The sequence below is a fragment of the Terrisporobacter mayombei genome, assembly GCF_020748465.1.
In the GTDB taxonomy this organism is placed as follows: Bacteria; Bacillota; Clostridia; order Peptostreptococcales; family Peptostreptococcaceae; genus Terrisporobacter; species Terrisporobacter mayombei.
This window is the reverse complement of the sequence record NZ_JAHZMP010000128.1, coordinates 1-509: the sequence shown is the minus strand read 5'-3', so window position 1 is coordinate 509 and position 509 is coordinate 1. Positions and strand designations below refer to the sequence as shown.

General features: G+C 47.7%; 2 protein-coding genes. Both read left to right on the top strand.

Annotated features, from left to right (window positions below; translation table 11 throughout):
- Window positions 1–205 (top strand): fimbria/pilus outer membrane usher protein (locus K0039_RS24975; RefSeq protein WP_228106821.1); only part of this gene is annotated, 205 nt, incomplete at its 5' end.
- Window positions 199–489 (top strand): FimD/PapC C-terminal domain-containing protein, encoded by a 291-nt coding sequence (locus K0039_RS24970; RefSeq protein WP_228106820.1) that lies wholly within the window; start codon window positions 199–201, stop codon window positions 487–489. The genes K0039_RS24975 and K0039_RS24970, both read left to right, overlap by 7 nt.
- Window positions 490–509 lie beyond the last annotated feature (20 nt).

The window sequence follows — 509 nt, the reverse complement described above, 5'->3', positions numbered from 1 at the left end:
TGCGCTTATCGATGCTAACGGAGCATCTGGCGTGAGGATACAAAACTATCCGGGGATTGCTACCGATCCTTTTGGCTATGCAGTGGTTCCTTATCTCACAACTTATCAGGAAAACCGTCTCTCGGTAGATACTACGCAGCTGCCCGATAACGTCGATCTTGAACAAACAACACAGTTTGTGGTGCCAACAGAGGTGCAATGGTAGCGGCGCGTTTCAACGCCAATATCGGTTATCGCGTACTTGTTACAGTCAGCGATCGCAACGGTAAACCGTTGCCCTTTGGCGCTCTTGCCAGTAACGAGGATACAGGGCAACAAAGTATCGTCGATGAGGGCGGCATACTATATCTCTCTGGGATATCGAGTAAATCACAAAGCTGGACTGTACGCTGGGGAAATCAGGCAGATCAACAATGTCAGTTTGCTTTCAGTACACCGGATTCAGAACCTACAACCTCTGTATTACAAGGCACAGCGCAGTGCCATTAAGGATAAAAAAATGAAAAGAG

Excerpts from the sequence above, each read along its gene's own strand:
- K0039_RS24970 (WP_228106820.1), top strand. The coding sequence starts at position 199 with ATGGTAGCGGCGCGTTTCAACGCCAATATCGGTTATCGCGTACTTGTT.